Raw genomic sequence first — 16,201 nt, 5'->3', positions numbered from 1 at the left:
TGTTTTAATGACTATTTTGTTGCGTTCCACCCAACAAATCAATTATAACCGAACTAAAAACAAAAACAAGCACAACTTCTCTATTTATTTGTGAATGTTCTGAGAGATTGTTATAATAATTAAGTACGAAAGCCGTACATTAACGGGGTCGTTACGGAATCGACTGGCATTGTTCGTGCTAGTACTGCGTTTAGGGGTTGTGGCCCTATAATCCACTCAGAAGAATTAACTGCAAACAATTCACAAAACACTTACGCAGTAGCTGCCTAAAAACCAGCCTGCGTTGCCTATGCATAGCTTTGATTGTGGGTTAAGCTAGGTTTTAAAATTAAGCAATCTGCGCATATTTGTCTCCGTCTGGGGCAGGTATGAAGAGGATAATCAGGCTGGTCTAACTGATCGCCGCGCGGAATGGCGTGCACTAGACGAGATTTAAATTATTCAGCTATGAACGTAGAGGTGTTAGTTACGAGATGGTAGGACAGGGGTTCAACTCCCCTCGGCTCCATATATAAGGTTGAAAACGTTGGTATACCGGCGTTTTCCTTGATAAATAAGTGATTGGGTCACAAGAAGGGTCGCAACTATTTTGTACTGAAATGTACTGTTTTGTATTAGTTGCGACCCCAAATGTGACCCTCTTTTTTATGGGGTGAGACAATAAAAAAATACCGTTGCTCGGCCAATGAGTAACGGTATCAATAACATAATTAAATTTAATATTGTGGCTGCCTGCCTTATGTCGTCTTACATGATTGTAAGGCGTTTTTTATTCTATACAAGTGCTCGTGATAATCGTTTACAGTGAGCCGTTAGTCGGGCATACTAGTTTATGCGGTGGATCGGCTTAATTACCCGTTGAAACCGCGGCAAGTTCTGCGATACATGGCGTCACTGTTCTCTCTACAATTTTTCTTGGAACAGGGAGGACATATAAAATGTTTCAAAGATTATCCGGGAGTTTAGAGTGGTTCACTTGGCAGCAAGTGGCATCTTTGCGGTGTTCGTGGTGTTGATTCTGATGTTACCTAAAATCATTCGTGCGATTGTCAGCGGTTACGTTGATGTTAAACGAGTGAATAGCGAGACAAAAGAAAAGACATCCACGTCCGAACACGAAGATGTCTAACCACTAAGAACTCTTGGAACTTGTCAGCCCTGTTAGTGTCCTACCACTAACGGGGCTTTTTCTATACACCTATATTACTAGGAGAAATGGCTAAAAGCAACAAAACAGGAGTAAAAATACAACGACACACAATGCTATGCAATGATAACGCCAACTAGCCGGCAACGTACGTCAGCATGTCGTATGTGTCTTGAAATGCTAAGACAAATGTTACCAGCCATTTTGAGTGCACTTTTGTATTTGGTAGCCTCCGGTAGGCTTTAATACCAAGCTTCAGATGATTTATCTGGTAAAACACCGGTATCTATTTTCACTCGGAGTAAGGAGCGCATCGCATGTGTTAGGTAAATTTTGCGAGGGTCATTTTCGGCGCTCCAAGTTGTTGCGCCACCGGTTTTTTTAAAGACGATACGCCCGATATCTGCCGGGTTTGATTTGTGATTTTCGACGTAATAGTGGTATTCAATAGTCGTCGCAGTTTCCTTGATTTTTGTAGTGGTTACCATATGGTTCGCCTGCACAGTTTTTTATAAAACGCGTGTGTTCCTTCTCTTAGAATTTTATTGGTGCTTCTATAACAAGTGAGTAACATTCACGACAGCCGTTACCAACGCCAGAAATGCAACCAACCAGTATATGCGAATGTTGCTACTGCGACCCATGACAGTGAAAGCTACTGCCAAGATAAGTTGAAAGGCGACCCCATACCAGGACGTGCTGCCGTGAACCACTTCTAGAATTAACAGCACAACCATTACAGGAACCAAGGCCCACTGGAATAGCCGTGCTAATTTAGTCATATCAGTCATTGTAATTCTCCTCTTAATGAATGATGCTTTATCTAATTATCGCGCTACTGGCGGTACGAATTCAATACTGATTTAGTGGGTTGAATGACAATAACACTTTTTTATTTGTCAAAATAAACCAGTGGGTCCAGAATAATCGTCGTTGTAATACAAGCCGAAAAAACGGAGGTATCAAACATGGCAGCACATCCAATCGACTATGAAGTGATTGGTGGCAATTTTTCGACGGACGAAGCGCGCCAAATTTGGTCTGAAGAGGCCAAGTTGGAGAAGCAATTTATTGTGGAACAAGCGCTAGCCAAGGTGGAAGGTGCGCAAGGGTGTAATTCCCGCAAGCGTAGCTGACACAATTGTGAACTTGGCGTTCGGCGATTTAGACATTGATCGAATTGCCCAGATTTCACACGAAAAACAACATTCCTTGTTGGGATTAATTCAAGAAATGCAGCGCATCGCTGGCCCAGAAGCTGGTGAGTATGTGCATTTTGGTGCAACCACCCAAGATATTGTAGATACAGGACTTGTTTTGCAAGTTGCTGATCACTATCAACGGTATGAAGCCCTTCTGACAACGTTACGTAAGCAATTAGCAACGTTAACCAAGACGTATGCCCAAACGCCATACATGGCGCGGTCACATAATGTTCATGCGGTGCCAATTACATTTGGGTTCGTTTTAGCACGCTACCTGGATGAAATTCAGCGACACGTTGACCGGTTAACGCAGATGAAGGCCGACACATTAACCGGCGTCTTCGCTGGTGCGGTTGGATCGCACTCGGCACTTGGTATGGCTGGAATTGCGGTTGAAGAAGCCTTGATGGCTGAATTGCATTTACAAACTGAGACCGTTGCGTGGCACAACGCACCCGATCGTTTGGTGGCATACACTGGCGAATTGGCAATGCTGGGGGCAACGTTAGCCAAAATTGGTCGGCAATTCTATAACGAAGCTAGCACGGAAAATCAGCAATTAGCTGAGCCATTTGTTGGGCAAGTTGGATCGTCAACGATGCCGCACAAGCGCAATCCGGAAAACTTTGAGGCAATTGCTGCGCTAGCTGAGCCAATTTTTGCCGCGCAAACTCAGTTGATGCACGCGTTGTTGAGCGTTAATGAACGTGATGCGATTGCGTGGAAGCAATTGTGGCTAGCCTTGCCTGAAATTCACCAGTATGTTGATCGTCAGTTAACCTCGCTCATTGCGATGCTTGATGGTCTAGTGGTGAATGTCGACAAGATGCAGGAGAACGTGGCGCGTCTAGGTGATTTAGTCTATGCGGAGGACATTATGATGTTCTTGGCGGACCGTCTGGGTAAGCAAACCGCGCACGAAATTCTGTTCGAGGTGGCACAACGAAGCATTGACCAGCAAACGGACTTTTTGACCGATTTGATGGCGAATGCAGCGGTTGCCAAGGTAACGAGTTTGTCAGAATTAAAGACGGTAGCGTCATTTGAAAAGACGACCGTCGCAATCCCAACATTGATTGCACATGTTTTAGAGAAGGAAGTAGGTTAAACAACATGATGAAGAATACAAAGATGATGACGTTGGTTGCAGCAGGTGTCGCAGGACTAGCTTTGGCTAATATGCCAGTGCACGCTGCTGAGAAGACGATTACATTGGGATCAACTGGTGTGTCATATCCAACGTCTTATAAGGAAAATGATAAGTTGGTTGGCTTTGACGTTGAAGTTGCGAACAAGGCGTTTGCGGCTGAAGGCTACAAGGTGAAGTGGGTTAACGGAGACTTTGATAGCTTGTTGCAACAATTGAGCAGCAAGAAGATTCAAGGTGTATCAAACGCGGTTGCTTACAACAAGGACCGCGCTAAGCAATACCGTTTCTCAAAGTTGTACGCAACGTATAACCAACAAGTTGCTGTGCCAAAGGATAGCAAGGCCAAGAAGGTCAGCGATTTGGCTGGTAAGACGGTTGGCGCTGTGCAAGGGTCAACGAGCATCAAGAATTTGAATGCGTACAACAAGAAGGTTGACGTACGTGCCTTTGAGTCACGCGACGATGCAGTGACGGCTGCTAATGGTGGCAAGGTTGATGGTGTGACGAACTCAGGTCCAATTTTGAAGGCGGTGATCAAGGACAAGCAATTGGCTTTGAAGATGTTGCCTGACAAGATTGCAGCTGACCACGACGGTGCGGTCTTCACGAAGGAAGCCAGTGGTAAGAAGGACGCGAAGACTTTTAACGCTGGCTTGAAGAAGTTGTACAAGGATGGCGAATTGCAAAAGTTGTCACACAAGTACTTCGGTGAAGATATTATCAATGGAAAGGCGCTTAAGTAATGTCATTTGATGTGCATTATATGATTGGTGTGATGCCAAAGCTCTTACCATATGTGCCATTGACCTTACTATTGACCATCGGAGCTGTTTGTAATCGCAACGCTGGTCGGCGCCGTCGTGACCTGGTTGCGTCGTAGTCGATATCGCTGGTTACAAGCGATTGCTCGGTTCTATGTGTCAGTCTTCCGTGCTGTACCCGGGGTCGTGCAAATTTTCTTGGCTTACTACGGTTTGCCTGAAATTATTCCTGCGTTGAAGACCTGGTCGCCAGAAGTGATGGTCATTTTAGCTTTGGGCTTCAAGTATGCGGCGTATATGGCCGAAACGTTCCGAGCAGCCGTTGATTCAGTTGATGCCGGGCAATGGGAAGCGGCCACCTCGCTACAGATTAATAAGTGGGCCTTCTTTAAACATGTGATGCTACCACAAGCTGCTGTGAACGCAATTCCAGGGTTTGGCAATTACACGATTGGCATTTTGAAGGAGACTGCATTGGCTTTTGTCATTGGGGTGACGGAACTATTTGGTGAAGGTAAATTAATCGCTGGCGGTTCGTTTAAGTATATGGAAGTCTACGCAGCGGTCGCGATTATTTATTGGTTGTTGGTAGTGGCGTATTCTGCTTTGCAAAATAAGTTAGAACGCTATTATCGTCGGTACATGTAGGAGGGTAACATCATGACAATGGCAGTTAAGCAGTTGGTTGTGACGGTGCCAACGAATAAAAAGCATGTCACCAAGGAAGTGTTGCATGAGGTGTCGTTTGACATCCCCACCGCACAAGTCCTAACCATCCTCGGCCCATCTGGTGCAGGCAAGTCAACATTGATTCGCACGTTGAACGGCCTACAACCAGTTACGACTGGCAGTGTGCCAGATTTAGCTGGTCAAACAGCGATGGTGTTTCAACACTTTAACTTATTTGCGAATTTGACGGCGCTAGATAATGTTGCCTCGCCACTTTACCTGACTGGTCAGCATTCGAAGGCGGATGCCCGCGAACGTGCGATGGCGTTACTGGAAAAGTTTAATTTGGCTGGGGTTGCGACACAATATCCCAGTTCACTATCTGGTGGTCAGAAACAACGTATTGGCATTTTACGAGCCTTGATTACGGAAGCGCCGGTGCTGTTATTGGATGAGCCAACCTCAGCGTTGGATCCGGAATCGATTCGGGAAGTGACGGACATGATCACTGAGGTGGCCAAGTTACCTAATCGGACAATTATCTTAGTGACACACGATATTGCGTTTGCACGTGATATTTCGGATGATGTGCTATTACTGGCAGATGGACGGGTTCAAGCATTTGAACGCGCCGATGACTTCTTCGCACCTGAACAACAAAATACAGCTATCACAGCATTTCTAACGCGTTAGGGTGCTGAAAACTAAGGGCGCAAACCGACTTCGGCTTGCGCCCTTTTTTAAATTTCTTATGAGGAATCCGCTGAAAGCTGGGCAGAGGCCCTAAGCTCCCATATACTATAAATTAGTATGTTTAGGAGCTATTGTGATGAGAAAAGAAAAAGTGTGGGTATACGGCTTAATTATCATCCTTGTGTTGGAATACATTTGGGCGGTGGTTAACCACCTGTTCGGCTTTGGCGTGAATGTATTCTGGGGCTTGCTGTTGATTGGCCTGATTAACATTCTAGCGGATGAACTATTACCTAAGTTGAGAACCGTTTATATCGCAGTAAACGGCGTCTTCTTGGCGTTAGTCGTGATTGGCTCATTAGTGAGTTGGCAAGTGGAGCGCCATGAAAATCGGATTTCATTGGTCACACAAAGTGATTATCGCAACAACTTAAAGCGGACAACGGCAATCGCTGAAAATGAGTTGGACGCCGTTGTTAACGACCGGTCGAGTGGTGATTATTACATTTATATCGGTACAGCGGCATCCCCAGATAGTCGCAAGTTATCGCCAGTGATTAAGCAACTCGCGAAAAATCATGAAGTCTACTATTTCGATACAGGGGCGTACACGCTGAAGAAATCATTCCGAGACAGTCTTGAGGTGACAAACTTGCCATACGTGACGTATGTGCATAATGGTCAACGAACGACAGGTTTGAATGGTAGTAAGACGACGTTGCATGAGCTGCAACAGTTAGCTAAGAACCAGAAGTAAAAACTTGATAAAGACCTGGAACGCACAGTCAATCGACCGTGCGTTCTTTGTTATACTTGAAAACTGTAATTATTTGAGATTAGTAAAATAGCATTTTAAACAGAGGAGAGAAACATGAAGTTGTTTGAACGCTGGTTAGCGCACAGCTTTGATTGGCAATCATTGGGCTTGGCCTTATTGATCGTCATCGTGTCATTTTTGTTGATTCGTGGTGTCGTCCGGGGCATTTTCCACTTTATTGAGAAGCGGATTCCGAAGCGCTTTGAAGCCTGGATTGACGTCTTGATGGCGTTTGAAAATCCAGCGCGCGTCGTCGTGCTGTTTTCAGGGTTACTGTTGGCGTTGCACACGGCCCATTCACCACATTTGCTGATTACATTTGCGACGCAGGTTTATCGCTCGATTCTAATTTTTAGTATCGGTTATGGGCTGTATACGTTGATGGGGTCATTGACAACGTTATTGGCGCACTTGGGCGAACGCGTGCACATGGAGATTGATTCGATTGTGATGCCATTCTTGACCCGCATTCTGCAATTTGTCGTCATGGCCTTAACGGTGACGATGATTTTGTCTGACTGGGGCATTAATGTAAACGGGGTGTTCGCTGGACTGGGGTTGGTTGGATTGGCCGTTTCGATGGCCGCCCAAGATCCAATCAAGAACTTGTTAGGTGGGATTATCATCATTACTGAAAAGCCTTTCCAAATCGGCGACTGGATTGCGTCACCGTCGGTTGAGGGAATCGCCGAAGACATTACATTCCGGTCAACGCTCGTGCGGACATTTGATGGGGCTTTGGTGATTGTGCCGAATGCGACGCTATCGAATGAACCAATTACGAATTGGTCACGGATGGAGACTCGCAAGTTAACGTTGACGTTCTACTTAGACATTGCGACTAAGACGAAGGATATGATGGCAGCGATGGCTGATGTGGAAGCAATGTTGGCCGCTGATGACCGATTTGCGGCTGATACGCAAAAGGCGTACATCAATTCCGTGACGACACGGGGACATGAGTTTATGGCGGTCGCACAGTTCAAGATGTTGCCAGACGCCGACTGGGCTGGGACACGAGCTGATATTAATATGAAAATTATTCGTATTTTGGCAGAACATGATATTCAGTTATCAGCCGGCATTGAAGCGCCAATGGGGAATTAAGCAAAACGGTAAGCCTGCGGGTTTACCGTTTTTTGTTAAACGCTAACCTTTTTTAAGTTATTTGGCTTTTTAGCGTGCGCAGACGTGTGAAGCCCGTTACAATAGATGTAACAATATTGAAATGAAAAGGGGAACTTGAGATGGCATCTGCATTATTAGCGATTGTCGTTGGCTTGGCTGCCGTCGCAAACTACACATTGTTTTCGGTCGTGCCAACCGGACTACCACAAGTCCTAAGTGTGATTGGTCAAGGCGTCTTATCAGTATTCGCCATTATCGTGTTTGTCACTTTCCAAGGACGCAAAACATGGCGTGATTACGATGGCGTAAACGGTTGGACAGTCCCACGTGGGATTACCTGGGTCGCGTTGATTGGTACGCTGGGGTCATTCGTAGTGATGTTACTAGCAGTGCTTGGTATCATTACGGGGCAGATTTAACAAAAATTAGTTAACGTCGCGTTACCGTACTGGTGGCGCGACGTTAAACGTTTTACGAGGTTTTTACTTCCCCTTTAAACGGTTGACGCTGTTAACCAAGGTCGGTATAGTAGACCAAGTTGAAAATTATAAATAGTTCTTTTAACCGTCAGTCAGAGAACTGGCCAAAGAGCGCGTCACCTAGGATAACTGTAGACTATTAGTGGGCCGCTCTGTACATTTTTGTCACGGAGTGGCCCTTTTTGTTTACCTTATACCTGGGTGCAAGGAGGGGAATATGGAAAAGCAGTTTGGTCAAGTTGAAGCGATTTCAACTGACAAGCGCACAATGTCAAACTGGGATATGTTTGCAACTTGGGTTGGTGCTAATGCCAACAACGGGACGTGGTACATCGGTGGTGTGATTGCCGCAGCGGGAATGTACACTGCGTCGACGACCCTGATTATTTCGGGATTGGTGTCATATGCCTTATTAGCACTCGCTTCGTTTATGGGCTTTAAAACGGGGTTGCCAATGATGGCCTTGACGCGTGCATCATTCGGTTTGCGTGGGTCATTCTTACCATCAATTATTAACATCGTGCAATTTATTGGATGGGCTGCCGCAAATACGTTTATCGCTGCCATTTCAATTTCGGTGATCTTCAAGGATTTGTTTGGTTGGCAAGCCTATACTGCAGGCGGCAAAGCTGGTTTGGTCATCGGGATTATCATCATGTCATTGTTGCACTTGGCATCAATTTCATTGGGTGAGCGTTCGGTCCGGATGATTGAACGTATCGGGATTATCTTGGTCGCAATTTTCGTGATTTGGGAATCAATTGTGGTGTTCCAGCACGTGTCACTAGCGGATATTTTCGCCTGGACGCCACCAGCAAAGGTGCGAATCTCATCAGGGGCCGCGATCGATATCTTGGCCGCCTTTAACCTGGCCTGGGTGACGGCATCTTCTGACTTCTCACGTTTCACGAAGCGTAAGTCAGGGGCAACGGGTTGGTCATTCTTGGGTGCTAACATTGGGTTGTTCTGGTTTGCTTTCATTGGCTTGACGGCAACGATCGCAACGGCCTTGATGAACAATGCGTTTGATCCAAATGATTCAGATCCATCAACGATTGCTTCAAAGCTAGGCTTGGGGATTATCGCCTTGTTAGTTATCGTGATTACGTCAACAACGGCTAACGCAGTTAACTTGATGGCGGCTGGGTCAGCGTTGACCAACATGTGGCATAAGTTAAAGTTGACACCTGCATTGTGGATTGTCACGATTGGTGCAACTTTGGTGTCATTCATTCCATTATGGTTTGCCACTTTCTTGGATGCCTTCATTTTGTTCTTGGACTACATCGGCATGTTCTTGGGTCCTGAAATTGCAGTCTTCCTGGTGGATTTCTTCTTTATTCGTAAGGGACAATATGAGTTGTCAGAATTCACGAAGGTTGACGGTAAGTACTGGTACAATGGTGGCTTGAACTGGTTGGCCATCGGTGCTTGGTTGATTGGTATTGCCTTGTACTTCGGTTTGAAGTCAGTTGATATCATCAGTCAAACAATTGGTGTGACGTTCGTGGCGATGGCATTAACGGGTGTCATTTACTACATCGCGGCTAAGCTGCTTAAAAAGTAATAGAAAACATTAAGGCAACCTGCTTACAAATCAGCGGGTTGCCTTTTTTCGTCTATAATAGAGTTTTAGCGAAAATACGGGATGACAATTAAGCGAGGGACTTATGGCGAACTATTTAATTATTACTGAGAAACCATCTGCTGCCCAAAATTTCGTCAAAGCACTTGGCGGGAAGGTCGGCCAGTTTGAAGGCAATAACTTCAACATTACCAACCTCCGTGGCCACGTCATGACGTTGAAAGAACCGGAAGAAATGGTGCCAGCTGAGTTGCAAAAGGCCTACAAGTCGTGGACGCTCAAGTACATGCCTTGGCAGATTAGCGATTTCAAGTGGCAGCGGACGTACATTCGGAATCGCAACTTGCGAACGGGTAAGTCGGAATCCACGAAGAAGATTGTGGATGAAATCAAGGCTGAGTCGAAGAAGGGGTATGACGCCTTGGTTATTGCAACCGACACGGATCCATCTGGTGAAGGTGATTTATTGGCGTGGGAAGCAATCGATGCCATTGGGTGGCGCGGCCAAGTCTTGCGTGCCAATTTTATGGATGAATCACCTAAGAGTATTAAGGCGGCGATGCGGCAATTAACGGATGTGACAGATAAGTGGCAGCACGGTGCTTACTTGAAAGGTGAAAGTCGTAACCGTTGGGACTTTATGTCAATGCAATTAACGCGCATCGCGACGACGTCCGCCAAGAAGGCGGGCTATAAGGTCGTCGCCCGCGAAGGCCGGTTGAAGTCGGTCATCGTTTGGAAAATCTATGAACAACTGGAAGCAATTAAAAACTATGTTCGAACGCCTTTTTATGAGGTGAAGTTCAAGGACCCAGCCGGTCACGTGTTTGGTCGCGTGACAAAAGATGGCGACGTGATACCATGGCGATTTCCGAACAAGGCCGCGGCCGAACAAGATATGGCCCAGTATCACAGCAGTGCGGTGGCACACGAAAAGCACCAAACCCGAACCCAAGCACCAGGGCGTTTGCTAGACTTGGCAGGATTGGCCGCTGTGTTGGCACCGCGCGGGTATGCGTCAAAGGAAGTGTTGGCCACTTATCAAAAAATGTATGAAGCACAAGTGGTGTCATACCCTCGTACTGAAGACAAGACGGTTACCCCGGAGCAATTTAATGAACTGTTACCATTGGTTGACCGGATTGCCAAGTTGGTAGGGGTTGATACGAGTTTGTTGACACACCGGCAACCGCGGTCAACGCACGTGAAGCCACAAGGATCCCACGGGGCGAACCGGCCGGGTGTGAATGTGCCGGCTGATGTGCAAAGTCTGAAAAAGTACGGCGACAGTGCGATGGCGATTTATGAAGTCTTGGCGAAAAACTACTTGGCGATGTTGGCGGAAGATTACGTGTACGACCACGTGACAGCCGATTTGGCTGATTATCCAAGCTTTAAAACGGCTTTCAATGTGCCAATTCAACTGAACTTTAAGTTGGTTTATGATTCATTCGCCGCCACGCGTGTTGATGATGACGATGAGGATGAAAATGCGGGTGTCTTGGGACCGATGGCGGATCCGTACATTCATGAAGGTGCGAACAAGAAGCCACAGCAACCCACGACGAAGTGGATTATGGCGTACTTGGAAAAGCATAATGTTGGTACCGGTGCAACACGTGTGTCGACACTATCCGACATGGGTAAGGGTCAAAAAGCGATGTTGCGTGAGTCTCGCGGTAAGTTGACGCTAACGGAAACCGGTAATGTGTCAGCAGTCATGGTGAAGGGGACTTGGATTGCGTCGCCAAAGATTACCAAGCGTCTGTTTGAAATGATGGACGAAGTGGGCGAATTTAAAATGACAATGGACAAGCTGCTGGAATCAGTGACTCAGGTGGTTGATCACGATATGCCGATTATGGTGGCGAATGCCGAGGCATTGCAAGCAACATTGGGGGCACCAAAACCCAAGCCCGTGCGCAAGGTTAGCGAGAAAACAACGGGCACCTTCAATGGTGAAGAAATCACGTTTGCTAAAGAATGGAGCGGGCATAAATTTACAGATGACGAGCTCGCGAAATTGTTGGCTGGCGAAGAAGTTAGTTTTGCGGCTAAATCAAAACGTGGCAAAGATTACACGGCGGTAGGGAAGTTGGCCAAGCAAACATACAAGGGCAGTACCTTTTATGGCTTTAAATTGAATCCCAAACCTCGGAAATAGTACTTCACTAAAAATGATATTCGTCATATACTTGATGTAAGTAAGAGAGTGTATTTTGTAGGTTAGGAAAAGGTATATATGAATAAAAAGACAAAAGCAGGTGTGATTGCAGCAGTCGCAGGTGCTATGGGTGTGAGTGGGGTCGCACACATGGATGCTATTAAGCACGCCGTTAAGAAGCAAAGTGATATTACCGCTGAGACAAAAATTCCCGTTTTGTCTAGTTTGCTACAAAGCAAGAAGTCAACAGAAGCACGTGGTGTGACTACGACGTCAGATGTGGCTCGAAAGATTGTGAAGCGCGCTGGGGCAGCGATGCCACAACGAACGACGCCAGCTAAGCATGCTGCAGCATCAAAGACAACGACGCCTGCAGCAGAGATGCAAGTGGCCTTTAGTTCTGATGAATCAGCACCAGTAGTGACCGTGGCCGCTTCATCAGAAGCAACGTCAGAATCAGCAACGTCAACTAAGGCTGCTAAGTCGGCAACGACTGAACAAACGGTAGCTGCTAGTTCAGCATCCGATGTTTTGGCATCAGTTGCGGCGTCATCAGCGTCTGAAAAGCGCACTGCAAGTGTATCAGCAGCACCAGTAACGCCTGCCGAATCGGCAGCGTTGGAGCAAATGACATCAACAGCACCTAAGTCAACGGCGACAACGGGTACTTATACGGTGGTCGATGGTGATACGCTTTCAAGCATTGCAGCGGCCAATGGTGTGACCGTGGCTGCTTTGACGGCTGCTAATCCAACGTTGGATTTGGCGATGTTGTCAATTGGCCAAGTGCTAGTTGTGCCAGCAGCTGGGGCGTCAGTAACGCCAGTTGTTGTGGCTAGCTCTGCTGCAACGGAAGAGTCAACAGCTAGTGCTGCCTCATCAGTTGCGACTGCGGCCTCTTCAGCCGACACAAACGATACGACGGTTGATAGTGCCGTAGCTACTGATGACACGACGACTGCTGTGGCTAGTTCAGATGTGACATCAACGGCTGCAACTGAGACGACTTTGGCAAGTGCAACGCCTGTCCAACAAGCAGCCGTTTCAGATGCTGTTGCACAATTGACGAGTGTTAACGCATCAGCAGCAGTCGATACGACACCCGTTGCAACTTCAGATACGACGTCAGCGGATACTGACACTACGGCAGTAGCACCTGTTCAAACAGCAACAGCTGATACAACAGCCGCAACGCAATCAGTTTACGATCAATTTATCGCAGCTGGTGGAACTGATGCGCTTTGGAACAATATCGTTTTGCCTGAATCAGGTGGTAACCCAGATGCGGTTTCACCAAACGGCTACTTAGGTCTTGGACAAACCAAGAATGCTTGGGGTACCGGTTCAGTTGAAACCCAAACGACGGGGATGTTGAACTACATCAACGATCGTTACGGTTCAATCGACAATGCGATTAATTTCCGCGCACAAAATAACTGGTATTAAAAATAAAAGCACTTCGCATTATGTTGCGGAGTGCTTTTTTGCCGTTAGAATTGGACAATATGTGGTGCTGGTTCGTTGAACCCTGCCTGCAAAATTTCAATAACAGCTAGCATTTGGCTGTCAGAAATCAACTTTGGTGCGTCATTTACGATACTGTCGTAGGCGGCGTCGTAAATGCGGCCGTAGTCACCGTGAACGGTGGGGATGACCTTTTCAATGCGATCACCACTTGTGTTGAAGTAGGTTAATTGGCCATAATCTTGGGGCGCATCATCCCCGAAACCTGGCATACCTGGCATGATGCCAACCTTCAAGTCGTATTCTTGCTGATCGATGTTGTACTTAATGTACGTTCCAGTGGTACCATGCAGCACCCACTTAGGGTAAGCAACCGTCGCAAGTTCAGTTGCTTGGACAGTGGCCTTGAAGGCATCTGGGTAGTGGAGATTCACTTCGAATTGGTCATCGATTTTAGCGCCGAGTTCGCGAGTTGCTCGCAAGTCATAGGTTACACTCGTTGGCTTACCAAACAAGGCAATCATTTGGTCAACCAAGTGGACACCGTGACCGTACCAAGCCCCGTCGATGGGACCGCCAGCGGTTGTCGCGCTATTAGGCCGGTAGTGATCCATATGCACTTCCAATTCGACTGGTCGGCCCACATAGCCGGCATCTAAGACGTGTTGCAACGTTAAAAAGTCACTGTCGAAGCGTCGATTTTGGAAAGGCATGAAGAATAAGTTGCGTTCGCGGGCGATATCAACTAGTTCTTGCGCCTGGGTCAAGGTTTCAACCATCGGCTTGTCGACAATCACATTTTTACCGGCCAAAAGCAATTGTCGCGCGGTGATATAGTGTGCCGGAGCGGGTGTTACAACCACGACCAAATCGATGGTGTCGTCAGTAAGGATGTCGTTTAAATCAGTTGAGAAAATAGTACCTGTTGCTTCAAGCGCCATTTGTTCGGTAGGGCGCTTGCCAAGTGTTGGCGTCACAATCCGAGTAATTCGGAACTTGTCTTGCCGTTGCATCAGGTAGGGAATGTGATAACGGTTGGTACTCTTACCAAAACCAACGTAAGCAATATTTAACATAAGATATTTCCCCCTTTACCCCATATTGTGTCCGAACTGCTAGGTGAATGCAAGGAATCATTTGTGAAATGACTGTCGAGGCAGGTGTCCGATATGGTATACTCTACTGAAAGTTAACAACATGAATTAATTGGGGAAGAAAAATGCTCATTAAGCAAGTATTTATTGAAAATGCGGACCAAGCCCAAGATGTCCGCGTGGTTGATGGCAAGTTTGTTGCTATTGCTAATCATTTAGAAGCAGTGGCCGATGAGCAAGTGATTGACGCAGCCGGTAAGTTGATGGTGCCGCCATTTGTGGACCCCCATGTCCACTTGGACTCAACCATGACGGCCGGTGACCCAGAATGGAATGAAACAGGGACCTTGTTCGACGGGATTCGCATCTGGTCAGACCGCAAGGAAACGTTGTCACATGAAGATGTGAAGCAACGGGCCATCCAAGCGTTGCGAATCCAAGCTGCTCATGGTTTGCAATTCGTGCGATCACACGTCGACGTGACGGATCCTAATCTAACTGCCTTAAAGGCGTTGTTGGAAGTTCGTGAAGAAGTAAAGCCATGGATGACATTGCAACTGGTGGCATTTCCACAAGAAGGCATTTTGTCGTTCCCAGGTGGTAAAGAATTGATGATTAAGGCCGCTGAAATGGGGGTTGATGCAATCGGGGCGATTCCGCACTTTGAATTCACCCGTGAATACTCGGTTGAATCATTGCATTTTGCCTTTGAAGTGGCCCAAAAGTATGGCTTGTTGGTTGATGCCCACACGGATGAAATCGACGACCCGGCTTCACGTGGTTTGGAAACGATGGCGACGTTGGCACTTGAAACGGGCCTCAAGGAAAAAGTGACGGCTTCTCACACCACAGCGATGGGGTCATATAATGATGCCTATGTTTATAAGTTGATGCGTTTGTTGAAGATGGCCGATATCAATTTTGTCTCAAATCCACTGATCAACATGTACCTAGGTGGACGTTTTGATACATATCCAAAGCGCCGCGGTTTGACGCGTGTGAAGGAATTGGACGCTGAGGGTATTAACGTGGCCTTTGGCGAAGATGACATTAAGGATCCTTGGTACCCAATGGGTAACGGTAACATGATGGATGTTTTGCACATGGGGCTGCATGCAACGCAGATTATGGGTTACACAGAAATCATGAATTCATACCGCTTTATTACCAAGAATGGTGCGCGTACGATGCAGGTGCAAGACAGTTATGGCATTGAAGTTGGCAAGCCAGCGAACTTCTTGATTTTCAACGCCAAGAACTGGTACGACGCTTTGAACGAACGTGCTGAGCTATTGTATTCCGTTCACAACGGAAATGTCTTGGTCGAAACCAAGCCAGCTGAAGTGACGGTTACATTACCAGAATAAATAGTAGAACGAGGTTTGACCATTTCGGGTTAGACCTCGTTTTTAAGTTGGCGTGAGTGTGTCGTGCTTTCGCACGAGGCATGGTGGTTGGGGCGTGACTTCGCCAAAGATTCGCCTGGGTAAACTCCGCCGGCGCGAGCACCGGCTAGCTCCCAAATAATTGTGCTAAGGGTTTGGCTCCCATTTCCTTATCTAACCGGCGGTCGGCCGAACTTGTGAGTTCACCCAGGCGAATCGCTACGTCACGCCCCAACCAAACTCCATGCCTCGTCGCAACGCGACGACACAACACAATACAACACACATAACTAACTAACTCTAATAAAGACCACCCCACCAAAAACAGTCGTATAATGCTGTAAGAAAGTAAGCGAAGGGAGGCACGTGCAGATGACACGATTTTCAGAGGACGATACAGAAATGTATTTCTGGCGCCATAAATTGCCAGAACAAATTTACCGTAAAACAAGTTTTGCAA

General features: G+C 46.8%; 17 protein-coding genes and 1 other RNA gene. 15 read left to right on the top strand and 3 right to left on the bottom strand.

Annotated elements, in window-relative coordinates; translation table 11 throughout:
• The first annotated feature begins 144 nt into the window (after positions 1-144).
• Positions 145-511: a transfer-messenger RNA gene (gene ssrA, locus ACJ28U_RS06110) on the top strand.
• 465 nt (positions 512-976) lie between these two features.
• Entirely contained in the window at positions 977-1,129 is a 153-nt protein-coding gene (locus tag ACJ28U_RS06105) for a hypothetical protein (protein ID WP_407618742.1), read from the top strand.
• Positions 1,130-1,389: 260 nt separating this feature from the next.
• Here ACJ28U_RS06105 and ACJ28U_RS06100 read toward each other — a convergent pair whose 3' ends face one another.
• Positions 1,390-1,635 (bottom strand): hypothetical protein, encoded by a 246-nt coding sequence (locus tag ACJ28U_RS06100; protein WP_010370192.1) that lies wholly within the window; start codon positions 1,633-1,635, stop codon positions 1,390-1,392.
• Between the two features lie 66 nt (positions 1,636-1,701).
• Positions 1,702-1,938: a hypothetical protein gene (locus ACJ28U_RS06095; protein WP_099088240.1), complete on the bottom strand. Its 237-nt coding sequence runs from the start codon at positions 1,936-1,938 to the stop codon at positions 1,702-1,704.
• A 177-nt stretch (positions 1,939-2,115) separates the two neighbouring features.
• Between ACJ28U_RS06095 and ACJ28U_RS06090 the strand changes: the two genes are divergently transcribed.
• The 12 genes from ACJ28U_RS06090 to ACJ28U_RS06035 all read left to right on the top strand — a co-directional run bounded on the left by ACJ28U_RS06090 (position 2,116) and on the right by ACJ28U_RS06035 (position 13,244).
• Positions 2,116-2,283 (top strand): hypothetical protein, encoded by a 168-nt coding sequence (locus ACJ28U_RS06090; RefSeq protein ID WP_172397608.1) that lies wholly within the window; start codon positions 2,116-2,118, stop codon positions 2,281-2,283.
• Positions 2,249-3,460 (top strand): lyase family protein, encoded by a 1,212-nt coding sequence (locus ACJ28U_RS06085; RefSeq protein ID WP_407618688.1) that lies wholly within the window; start codon positions 2,249-2,251, stop codon positions 3,458-3,460. Before ACJ28U_RS06090 ends, ACJ28U_RS06085 begins: the two co-directional genes overlap by 35 nt.
• A gap of 5 nt (positions 3,461-3,465) precedes the next feature.
• Entirely contained in the window at positions 3,466-4,245 is a 780-nt protein-coding gene (locus tag ACJ28U_RS06080) for a transporter substrate-binding domain-containing protein (protein WP_407618687.1), read from the top strand.
• The gene (locus tag ACJ28U_RS06075; RefSeq protein ID WP_407618686.1) at positions 4,245-4,382 is read left to right on the top strand and encodes a hypothetical protein; all 138 of its coding nucleotides are present in this window, start codon (positions 4,245-4,247) and stop codon (positions 4,380-4,382) included. The genes ACJ28U_RS06080 and ACJ28U_RS06075 overlap by 1 nt, the downstream gene beginning before the upstream one ends.
• Positions 4,363-4,911, top strand: coding sequence for an amino acid ABC transporter permease (locus ACJ28U_RS06070; protein ID WP_182080021.1), 549 nt, complete (start codon positions 4,363-4,365; stop codon positions 4,909-4,911). The genes ACJ28U_RS06075 and ACJ28U_RS06070 overlap by 20 nt, the downstream gene beginning before the upstream one ends.
• A gap of 12 nt (positions 4,912-4,923) precedes the next feature.
• Entirely contained in the window at positions 4,924-5,625 is a 702-nt protein-coding gene (locus ACJ28U_RS06065) for an amino acid ABC transporter ATP-binding protein (RefSeq protein ID WP_407618685.1), read from the top strand.
• A gap of 136 nt (positions 5,626-5,761) precedes the next feature.
• On the top strand, positions 5,762-6,382 hold the full coding sequence (locus ACJ28U_RS06060; protein WP_407618684.1) for a hypothetical protein: 621 nt from the start codon (positions 5,762-5,764) through the stop codon (positions 6,380-6,382).
• 114 nt (positions 6,383-6,496) lie between these two features.
• The gene (locus ACJ28U_RS06055) at positions 6,497-7,549 is read left to right on the top strand and encodes a mechanosensitive ion channel family protein (protein ID WP_099088236.1); all 1,053 of its coding nucleotides are present in this window, start codon (positions 6,497-6,499) and stop codon (positions 7,547-7,549) included.
• A 140-nt stretch (positions 7,550-7,689) separates the two neighbouring features.
• Positions 7,690-7,989, top strand: a complete 300-nt coding sequence (locus tag ACJ28U_RS06050; RefSeq protein WP_407618683.1) for a hypothetical protein — start codon at positions 7,690-7,692, stop codon at positions 7,987-7,989.
• A 277-nt stretch (positions 7,990-8,266) separates the two neighbouring features.
• On the top strand, positions 8,267-9,616 hold the full coding sequence (locus ACJ28U_RS06045; protein ID WP_010370162.1) for a cytosine permease: 1,350 nt from the start codon (positions 8,267-8,269) through the stop codon (positions 9,614-9,616).
• Positions 9,617-9,719: 103 nt separating this feature from the next.
• Complete coding sequence (locus ACJ28U_RS06040; RefSeq protein ID WP_407618682.1) at positions 9,720-11,798, top strand: DNA topoisomerase; 2,079 nt, start codon at positions 9,720-9,722, stop codon at positions 11,796-11,798.
• A 78-nt stretch (positions 11,799-11,876) separates the two neighbouring features.
• Complete coding sequence (locus ACJ28U_RS06035; RefSeq protein ID WP_407618681.1) at positions 11,877-13,244, top strand: LysM peptidoglycan-binding domain-containing protein; 1,368 nt, start codon at positions 11,877-11,879, stop codon at positions 13,242-13,244.
• Between the two features lie 44 nt (positions 13,245-13,288).
• On the opposite strand, the gene ACJ28U_RS06030 is transcribed toward ACJ28U_RS06035, so the two are convergent.
• The gene (locus tag ACJ28U_RS06030) at positions 13,289-14,338 is read right to left on the bottom strand and encodes an oxidoreductase (protein ID WP_407618680.1); all 1,050 of its coding nucleotides are present in this window, start codon (positions 14,336-14,338) and stop codon (positions 13,289-13,291) included.
• 143 nt (positions 14,339-14,481) lie between these two features.
• Between ACJ28U_RS06030 and codA the strand changes: the two genes are divergently transcribed.
• On the top strand, positions 14,482-15,723 hold the full coding sequence (gene codA / locus ACJ28U_RS06025) for a cytosine deaminase (protein ID WP_063084205.1): 1,242 nt from the start codon (positions 14,482-14,484) through the stop codon (positions 15,721-15,723).
• Positions 15,724-16,201 lie beyond the last annotated feature (478 nt).

Origin of the sequence: Weissella sp. MSCH1, from assembly GCF_045799135.1 — a bacterium.
Classification (GTDB): domain Bacteria; phylum Bacillota; class Bacilli; order Lactobacillales; family Lactobacillaceae; genus Weissella.
Note: the sequence above shows the minus strand (reverse complement) of the source record. Positions and strands in the feature narration are given on the sequence as shown.

Excerpts from the sequence above, each read along its gene's own strand:
- ACJ28U_RS06035 (WP_407618681.1), top strand. The coding sequence starts at position 11,877 with ATGAATAAAAAGACAAAAGCAGGTGTGATTGCAGCAGTCGCAGGTGCT.
- ACJ28U_RS06065 (WP_407618685.1), top strand. The coding sequence starts at position 4,924 with ATGACAATGGCAGTTAAGCAGTTGGTTGTGACGGTGCCAACGAATAAA.
- ACJ28U_RS06050 (WP_407618683.1), top strand. The coding sequence starts at position 7,690 with ATGGCATCTGCATTATTAGCGATTGTCGTTGGCTTGGCTGCCGTCGCA.
- ACJ28U_RS06080 (WP_407618687.1), top strand. The coding sequence starts at position 3,466 with ATGATGAAGAATACAAAGATGATGACGTTGGTTGCAGCAGGTGTCGCA.
- ACJ28U_RS06090 (WP_172397608.1), top strand. The coding sequence starts at position 2,116 with ATGGCAGCACATCCAATCGACTATGAAGTGATTGGTGGCAATTTTTCG.
- ACJ28U_RS06030 (WP_407618680.1), bottom strand. The coding sequence starts at position 14,338 with ATGTTAAATATTGCTTACGTTGGTTTTGGTAAGAGTACCAACCGTTAT.
- ACJ28U_RS06075 (WP_407618686.1), top strand. The coding sequence starts at position 4,245 with ATGTCATTTGATGTGCATTATATGATTGGTGTGATGCCAAAGCTCTTA.
- ACJ28U_RS06040 (WP_407618682.1), top strand. The coding sequence starts at position 9,720 with ATGGCGAACTATTTAATTATTACTGAGAAACCATCTGCTGCCCAAAAT.
- ACJ28U_RS06095 (WP_099088240.1), bottom strand. The coding sequence starts at position 1,938 with ATGACTGATATGACTAAATTAGCACGGCTATTCCAGTGGGCCTTGGTT.
- ACJ28U_RS06060 (WP_407618684.1), top strand. The coding sequence starts at position 5,762 with ATGAGAAAAGAAAAAGTGTGGGTATACGGCTTAATTATCATCCTTGTG.
- codA (WP_063084205.1), top strand. The coding sequence starts at position 14,482 with ATGCTCATTAAGCAAGTATTTATTGAAAATGCGGACCAAGCCCAAGAT.
- ACJ28U_RS06100 (WP_010370192.1), bottom strand. The coding sequence starts at position 1,635 with ATGGTAACCACTACAAAAATCAAGGAAACTGCGACGACTATTGAATAC.
- ACJ28U_RS06045 (WP_010370162.1), top strand. The coding sequence starts at position 8,267 with ATGGAAAAGCAGTTTGGTCAAGTTGAAGCGATTTCAACTGACAAGCGC.
- ACJ28U_RS06055 (WP_099088236.1), top strand. The coding sequence starts at position 6,497 with ATGAAGTTGTTTGAACGCTGGTTAGCGCACAGCTTTGATTGGCAATCA.